General features: G+C 69.3%; 5 protein-coding genes. All 5 read left to right on the top strand.

Features of this window, described 5'->3' with window-relative positions; all coding sequences use genetic code 11:
- The coding region (locus Q0L54_RS00895) for a hypothetical protein (protein ID WP_296664649.1) at positions 1-681 on the top strand (681 nt) is incomplete at its 5' end.
- 276 nt (positions 682-957) lie between these two features.
- Positions 958-1,482 (top strand): PadR family transcriptional regulator, encoded by a 525-nt coding sequence (locus Q0L54_RS00890; RefSeq protein ID WP_296664648.1) that lies wholly within the window; start codon positions 958-960, stop codon positions 1,480-1,482.
- 38 nt (positions 1,483-1,520) lie between these two features.
- Positions 1,521-3,200, top strand: a complete 1,680-nt coding sequence (locus tag Q0L54_RS00885; protein ID WP_296664646.1) for an AarF/UbiB family protein — start codon at positions 1,521-1,523, stop codon at positions 3,198-3,200.
- Positions 3,201-3,345: 145 nt separating this feature from the next.
- A complete protein-coding gene (locus Q0L54_RS00880; protein ID WP_296664645.1) occupies positions 3,346-4,362 on the top strand; it encodes a glycoside hydrolase family 43 protein in 1,017 nt (338 codons plus the stop codon).
- A 208-nt stretch (positions 4,363-4,570) separates the two neighbouring features.
- Positions 4,571-8,912 (top strand): DUF5979 domain-containing protein (locus Q0L54_RS00875; protein WP_296664643.1); only part of this gene is annotated, 4,342 nt, incomplete at its 3' end.

The raw sequence follows: 8,912 nt of genomic DNA, 5'->3' as shown, positions 1-8,912 counted from the left end.
CAGCTGACTGTCAAGAAGGTGGTGGACAACACTGCGGGCGGCACCGCAGTGGCGGCGAACTTCCTGTTCGACGTGAGCGGGGTCAACGCGTCTCAGGACAACACCTTCGCGGCGGATCCCGACCATCCCGCCGACACCCTGAAGGGCGCCACCACGCTCACCGGCCTCACCGCCGGCGCCTACGGCGTCACGGAGGACGGCGCGGCGGGTACTCCGCTCACCATCGTCAAGGGTGGCGTCACCTACGCGGTCACGTACAGCGCCGACTGCACGGGCACGCTCGCGTTGGGCGGGTCCAAGACCTGCACCATCACCAACACGGCGCTGAAGGCCAGCCCGTCGGGCACCACGGTCCAATCGTGGGTGCTCCATGACGAGTTGACTCTGTCCGGCGTCCGTGGCGACCCCGAGGGTGACACCATCACCTTCACCCTGTACTCCGATGCGGCGTGCACGGTCGTGGTCGACAGCGACACCGGAACGGTGGATGCCAACGGCAAGGCGAAGACGTCGACCGGCGTCACCGTCACCGACAGCGGGACCTACTACTGGAAGGCCTCGTACCCGGGTGACGCGTTCAACAACTCCTTCGTCACCTCGTGCGACGCGGAGGTCACGCAGATCCTCGCGAAGGACGCCAAGGACGGAGGGCGCAACGACTTCCCGCCGGTGATCGAGTGATCGATCGCTGACGGCAGTCGCGGAGGGGGCCACCACTGGTGGCCCCCTCTGGCGTGGCGCGACGATGCGCACCGATGCGCCGTAGCGGGACATGGGTGGAGGAATCGGGCCGCTTTCGACAACTAAGTCCCGCCAGCGCGCAGTGGTGGGCCGCAGTGGCGCCGCACGGGTGGGGCGCCAGTTGCGCCAACCCCGCGAACGATATATCGTTGAGAATCGTTCGGATATCGTTCACGGGAGGTCATCATGGGTGGGTCGCACAAGGGTTCGGGTCCGATGGGGTTCGACGCAAGCCAGGCCGGCGACGCGATGTGGCAGGCGATGGATCAGCTGCGCGCCTCGTTCGACAAGCGCGTGGGCACCCGCATGGGCCGCGGCGACGTGCGCGCGGCCGTGCTCGCCCTGCTCTCCGAGGAGCCGATGCACGGGTACCAGATGATCCGTGAGATCGAGGATCGCACGGGTGGCCGCTGGCGCCCCAGCGCGGGCTCCGTCTACCCGACGCTCCAGATGCTCGCCGACGAGGGCCTGGTCCACGTCGAGGTGGCCCAGGACCGCAAGATCTACTCCCTGACAGAGGCCGCCAAGGACGAGGCTGCGACCGCGGCGGCGTCGGCTCCCTGGGCCGAGACCGAGGAGTCCGACGCGGGCGCGTTCGGCGGCGTTCCCAAGGCAGGCGTCGATCTGGCGCAGGCCGTGGGCGAGGTGGTGCGGTCCGGTTCCGCGGCCCAGAAGGAGAAGGCGGCCGCGGTGCTCGACCAGGCGCGACGTAAGATCTACACGATCCTCGCGGAGGACTGACGGGGTTGCCGTCGGCCCGTCGGGGTCAAGGAGATCTGATGCCCGACGCCTCACCCGGCCGTGCCCGCTACCGGCGGATCCTGCGCTTCGCCGCGTGGCACCTCACGGTGACGTGGTGGTACGAGATCCTGCTGCCGCGCATCGGCCTGGCCCGCGTCGCCGAGCGCACGCGCACGGACCGGATGCAGGTGTTCGCGCGCAAGTTCCGGGTGCTCGCCGTGGACCTGGGCGGCCTGATGATCAAGCTCGGCCAGTTCATGTCCTCGCGCCTCGACGTGCTCCCGCCCGAGATCACGCAGGAGCTCGAGGGGCTCCAGGACGAGGTCCCGCCGGTCCCGTTCGACCAGATGCGCGCTCTCGCCGAGCATGAGCTGGGCGTGCCGCTCGCTCGCGTGTTCGCCCAGATCGACGAGGACCCGGTGGCGGCCGCGTCGCTGGGCCAGGCGTACCGGGCGCAGCTGGCCCCGCTGGACGCCAAGAACGCGGGCTTCGACGGCGTGGTCGTCAAGATCCAGCGGCCCGGCATCGAGGCCATCGTCGACGTGGACCTGGCGGCGCTGCGCCGCGTCGCGCAATGGCTCCGCCGCATCCGCCTGGTCTCTGACCGGGCCGACATGCCGGCGCTGGTGGAGGAGTTCGCCACGGTCAGCCTCGAGGAGATCGACTACCTGCAGGAGGGTCAGAACGCCGAACGCTTCGCCGAGAACTTCGCCAAGGATGACCGCGTCAAGGTTCCGGCCATCGTGTGGGAGCGCAGCACGCGCCGCGTGCTGGCCCTCGAGGACGTCACGGCCATCAAGATCACCGATGCGCCCGCCCTGCGCGCCGCGGGCATCGACCCGGCCGACGTTGCGAAGGTGTTCGCCGAGGTCATGTTCGATCAGCTCTTCGTCCACGGCTTCTTCCACGCCGATCCGCATCCCGGAAACCTCTTCATCGAGCCCGCCGCGCCGGGGGAGGACGGCCACCCCTGGCGGCTGACCTTCGTCGACTTCGGGATGATGGGCTCGATCCCGACCGCGCTGCGCGAAGGGCTGCGCGCCCTCATCATCGCCGCGGCGTCGCGGGACGGCCGGGGCATGGTCCAGGCGATGAACGGCGCCGGGGTGCTGCTCCCCTCCGCCGACACCGCGGACCTGGAACGGGTGATGGACAAGCTGTTCGCCCGCTTCGGGGGCATGGGGTTCGCCGAGCTACGGGAGCTGGACCCGCGCGAGTTCCGGGACTTCGGCCTGGAGTTCAGCGACGTGGTGCTGACCATGCCGTTCCAGATGCCGGAGGACTTCCTCCTGGTGATACGCGCCGTGTCGCTGACCTCGGGCGTGTGCAGCGCGCTGGATCCCGCCTACAACATCTGGGACTCCGTCGAGCCGTACGCCCAGCGCCTGCTCCGGAGCCAGGGCCTCGACATGGTGAGCGACCTGGCGAAGGACGCCCTCGAGATCGCTCAGATCGCCTGGCGCCTGCCGAAGCGCATGGATGCGGTGCTGGCCCAGGCCGAGGGCGGCACCCTCGCGGTCACGGTGCCACGGCTCGAGTCCGCCGTCGCGCGCGCGGAACGGACGGTGCGGCGACTGCTCTCCGCGCTGAGCTTCAGCGCGCTCCTGATCGCGGGCGCGCTGGTGCGCTCCGACGATCGAAGCCTCGGCACGGTGCTGATGGTCGCCTCGGTGGTCCCGCTCGCGCACATGCTCTTCGGCGGCCGAACCCGGCGCTGACGAGGCACGCTCGCGGCCACTCGCGCGGCGGGGGAACGATGCGCTCGCGGCCTGGGGGATGCATCGCGCCGCGCCATCGGCTACCATCGACACCAGAATTTACAACGATGGAAAACGAGCCGACGCTCGTCAATGAGGAGAGCGCATGGCTGGCGAACCCATCCCGAACCCGATCGTGCTGCAGCGCGCGGATCCGTGCGTGCTGCGCCACGACGGCCAGTACTACTTCACCGGCTCCCACCCGCTGTACGACCGCATCGTCCTGCGTCGGGCCGCGCGCCTCGCGGACCTCCAGTCCGCCGCCGAGGTCACTATCTGGACCGCCCACGCGACGGGTGCGCAGTCGCGCCTGATCTGGGCCCCGGAGATTCACCGCGTGAACGGCGCCTGGTACGTCTACTACGCGGCCGCGCCCGACGGCGCCCCGTCCGCCGACCTGCCCGACGCCGCCGAGACCTTCAACCATCGGATCTACGTGCTCGAGTGCACGGACGCGGATCCGCTGACCGGCACGTGGGTGGATCGGGGGCGGGTCGACACGGGGTGGGAGAGCTTCGCGCTCGACGCCACCAGCTTCGTCCACGGCGGCGCGCAGTACCTGGTGTGGGCGCAGCAGGACCTCGCGATCCGCGGCAACTCGAACCTGTACATCGCCCGCATGGAGAATCCGTGGACGCTCGCGACCCGCGCGGTGCTGCTGACACGACCCGAGTTCGACTGGGAGACGCGCGTGTTCGCGGTGAACGAGGGCCCCTCGGTGCTGATCCGTGGAGGTCGCGTCTACCTGTCCTACTCGGCCTCGGGCACCGGCATCGAGTACGCGATGGGCCTGCTCACGGCCGCGGCCGGCGCCGACCTCCTTGACCCCGCGGCGTGGGCCAAGAGCCCCGAGCCGGTCTTCGTGTCCGACCCGGCGGCCGGCCAGTACGGCCCGGGACACAACTCGTTCACCCAGGACGAGGACGGCGACGTGGTGCTGGTGTACCACTCCCGGACCTACACGGAGATCGTGGGCGACCCCCTGCACGAGCCGAACCGGCACGCGTGCGCCCAGGTGCTGCCCTTCGACGCCGATGGCCCGCAGTGGGGGACGCCGATGGCGAACACACGCCCGGTGCCCGCCTCACTCGAGGTGCTGCCGCCGGCCGGCCTTGCTCTCTGAAACGCGCCGCATCGGCGCCTCGAGCGCCTTCCTTGAGCCCTGGTAGATCACGAATCGGCAAAACTTTCGCGCGGAAATCCAGACAAACCCGCACAATTCCTGCACCCAGGGCAAGAAACTGTGGCGAATGTCACACGCGAGGCGTAGCGTGCGATTTAGGTCACACTCGGCGTGGAGCGTGGCATCAACCCCTTGAGGGAGGGGTATCATGCGCACTTTTCTGTTCAGCGAGGGATTCGGGTCCAGGGGTAACACTCGGAGGCATGCGCGATCACGCGCGGCCCGCCCGTCACCATCGGTAGCCGCCATCACCATCGGGGCGCTGCTCGCCGCGGTCGTGTCCGGCACCGTCGCGGCTCCCGCCGCGGCCACCACCAGCTTGGTGCCGGCCACCGCGTTCGAGATCGACGGCAACTTCACGGGCACGTCCGATTGGGGCAGTCTCTATGGCCCCGGGACCACGCCCGGCGGCTATGCCACCACGGGCGTCTACTACAGCCGCGTCAACACGGACCTGTGCGCCACCGATAGCGACGACGTGGGCGGCAACGGCGAGAAGCTCGACGGCGGCCCCATCTGGGACTCGATCCTCAAGACCGCGACGCCGTCCAAGAGCGACCTCAAGTCCGTGCGTCTCGCCGCGGAGAAGGTCGACGTCAACGGCACCATCAACGACGTGGTCTACGCCGCGTATGAGCGCTGCACCGCGGACAACGGCTCGATGATCGCCTCGCTGTTCTTCGACAACGGCGACGGCGTGCTGCCCAGCCAGGGTGGCAACGGCGACTACCTCATGCTGTTCGACTTCAACCCGTCGCAGGGTTCGAGCGCGCGCCTGTACCAGTGGAGCGCGGGCGGCTGGAACACGCTGCTGACCATCGACCCCGGCGAAGTCGACGTGTACGCGTCGCAGACGGTGGGCGAGGTGGCGATCAACCTGACCGCGCTGGGCATCCTCCCGGCCGATGCGTGCCGCACCATCGAGGTGGGCGGCACCGCGGCGACCGCGTCGGGCTTCGACCCGAGCTCCTCGCTGATCGACCTGGTGGCGGTCACGCCGCTGCGCATCTCCAACTGCGCGGACCTCAAGGTCGACAAGACGGCCAACGTCGCGGACGACGGCACCCTGTTCGGCTACGACGTGGGCCAGGCCGATACCGGGATCTCCTTCGACGGCAGCCTCAACACCACCGGCGTGCATCGCGACGCCACCGCGAACGGGCAGTTCAAGGTGCTGAGCGCGGATCTCAAGGTGGGCGAGCAGGACCTGTGGCGCAACGTGATCTCGCAGCGGGACTACACGGCCGTCGAGGACACACCCCTGCCCGCGGGCTGGAGCCTCGACACCATCATGTGCACGTACCAGGACATCTTCGCCGTGGGCTATCCCATGAAGACGGTGACCCTGTACGAGAACGGCAAGTACACCACCGCCCGGTTCGCGATCCCGCCCAGCGATTTCGCGGGGCGTGCCATCGCGACCACCTCGTGCACCATCCACAACGTCTTCACCGGCGTGAAGCTGGTCAAGGAGGGCGCCGGCGACCCGGGCCAGGACTTCGACTTCACCGTGGGTGGGGACGATGCGACGCTGAAGTTGGGCGGTTCGCAGACCTTCGCGGCCACGCCCGGCGCGCCGCTGACGCTCACCGAGGGCACCCTGCCCGACACGGCGCTGCCGTGGGGTCTCGACACCATCTACTGCAAGGACGCGGCCGGTGCGGACGTGGGCTCAGTGGACCTCGCGGCGCAGTCCGCCACGGTCACCCCGACGGCCGCGGGCCTCATCACCTGCACCTTCACCAACAACCAGCGCGGCAAGCTGGTGATCCAGAAGGCGAGCGACGGCGGCACCGGCACGTTCGCGTTCACGGGCACCATCGATGACTCGATCACCACCACGGCCGACGACGGCACCGTCTCGGGCAACACCCTGACGAAGACGCTCAACGCCGGCACCGGATACTCGGTGGCGGAGACCCCGCAGGCCGGCTGGCGCCTGGACTCGATCGCCTGCGACAGCGGCGAGAACGATGCGGCGAACATCACCGTGGGCGCGGGGGAGGTGGTGACCTGCACGGCCACCAACTCCAAGCTCGGATCGCTGACCCTCACCAAGGCGGTGAGCGGCGTGGCCGCCAACCTGCCGTGGAGCTTCGGCTTCACGCTCGCGCCTGCGGCCACCGGCGGCGGCCTTCAGACCGCCGCGGGTGTGGGCAACGTGACGTCGACCGACGTGCTCGCGTGGTCCGACCTGCAGCCGGGCACCACGTACATGCTCACCGAGTCCGGCGCGGCCGGCTACACCGGTGCGATCGCGTGCGCGGATGCCACGGGGGCCCCGGTGCCCGATGCCGACTCGACCACCCCGGCGTATGACGTCGCGGTGACCGCGGGCATGGCGCTCACCTGCGCGGCCACCAACGCCGCACGCCCGTCAGACCTATCGCTCACGAAGACCGTGACAGGAGTGGCCGATGGCTTCGCCTGGGACTTCGACTTCACCCTCTCGCCGGCGGCGACGGGCGGCGGGAAGCAGACGGCCTCGGGCGGCGGCGAAGACTCCGACACCCTGACCTGGTCCAACCTGATCCCCGGCGTCACGTACACGATCGCCGAGGAGGTGGACACCGACTACACCCAGTCGCTCACCTGTGGCGGGGTGGTGGACCTCGACCAGTCGCCGTCCTCGGTGACGTTCAAGGCCGGGCTCGACCAGCACGTGACCTGCGCGGCCACCAATGCCGCGGACAAGTCCTCGCTGTCGCTCACCAAGACCGTCTCGGGCGTCGCGGACGACTTCGGTTGGTCCTTCGACTTCACCCTCGACCCGTCCGCGACGGGTGGCGGCAAGCAGACGGCGAGCGGCACCGGTGAAGGCGTCTCCGCGGCCATGGTCTGGACAGACCTGGTCCCCGGGCGCCAGTACACGCTCAACGAGCCCGTCGACGGCAACTACAACCAGGCGCTCTCGTGCACAGGAGTGACGGATCTGGACAAGGTCGCGACCTCCGTGACGTTCGTGGCCGGGTTCGACCAGGCGATCGTGTGCTCCGCGACCAACACCGCGAAGCCGTCCGATCTCACCGTCACCAAGACGGTCTCGGGTGTCGCGTCCGACTACAACTGGGCCTTCGGGTTCCTCCTGAGCCCCGCCGCGACGGGTGGGGGCGCTCAGCTGGCGACCGGCACCGGTCCCGATTCCGCGCAGCTCTCGTGGACCGCGCTGGTCCCCGGTGAGACCTACGTGATCTCCGAGGTGGTGAACTCCGACTATGTGCAGGCGCTCGCATGCACCGGGGTGACGGACCTCGACACCTCGTCGACGTCGGTGACGTTCAAGGCAGGCTTCAACCAGCACATCACCTGCAACGCGCTGAACGACGCCAAGCCGTCGGACCTGGCGGTCACCAAGATCGTCTCTGGCGTCGCGAGTGACTACGCATGGAGCTTCGACTTCACGCTGTCGCCGGCGGCGCTGGGTGGCGGCAAGCAGACCGCGTCCGGCACCGGGCCCGACTCCGACACCCTGACGTGGACCGCGTTGGTCCCCGGCACCACGTACGTGATCTCCGAGACGGCCAACGCCGACTACGTGCAGGCTCTCGCGTGCACCGGCGTCAAGGATCTGGACCTGTCGCTGACCTCGGTGACCTTCGTCGCCGGCTTCGACCAGCACGTCACGTGCACCGCGCTCAACGACGCCAAGCCGTCCGACCTGAGCCTGACCAAGACCGCGTCGGGTGTGGCCGAGGACTACGCGTGGAGCTTCGACTTCACGCTGACTCCGCAGGGCGGCACCGCGGTCCCGCGCACCCTCGCGGGGGTGGGTGGCGCCGAGGCGAAGGCCTCGTGGTCCGGCCTGGTTCCCGGCATGATCTACGTGCTCGCCGAGGCTCCGGCGTCGGGCTTCGACTCGCAGGTCAGCTGCACCGGCGTGCGTGACCTCGATCTGGCCGTGGACACCGTCACGTTCCGGGCGGGCTTCGACCAGCACGTCACCTGCTCCGCGACCAACACCGCGAGGCCGTCGGAGCTGACGGTCACCAAGACGGTGTCCGGGGTGGCGGCGGACTATGCGTGGAGCTTCGACTTCACGCTGGCTCCCGCGGTCGAGGACGGCGGTCTCCAGACGGCGTCCGGCACCGGGCCCGACCAGGACGTCCTGACGTGGGAGAGCCTGATCCCTGGCACCACCTACACGGTGACGGAGGAGACGGACGGCGACTACGCCCAGACACTGTCCTGCACCGGGGTCGAGGACATGGACGATGTGGCGAACGCCGTGACCTTCAAGGCCGGCTTCGCCCAGGACATCGCCTGCGAGGCGGGCAATGCGGCCAAGCCGTCGGAGCTGACCGTCACCAAGACCGTGTCCGGGGTGGCGGCAGACTACGCGTGGAGCTTCGACTTCACGCTCACGCCCGCGGTCGAGGACGGCGGTCTCCAGACCGCGTCCGGCACCGGACCCGACTCCGACACCCTCACCTGGGAGAGCCTGATCCCCGGCACCACCTACACGGTGACCGAGGAGACGGACGGCGACTACG

This window comes from Demequina sp. (genome assembly GCF_024642165.1).
GTDB lineage: Bacteria > Actinomycetota > Actinomycetes > Actinomycetales > Demequinaceae > Demequina.
Note: the sequence above shows the minus strand (reverse complement) of the source record. Positions and strands in the feature narration are given on the sequence as shown.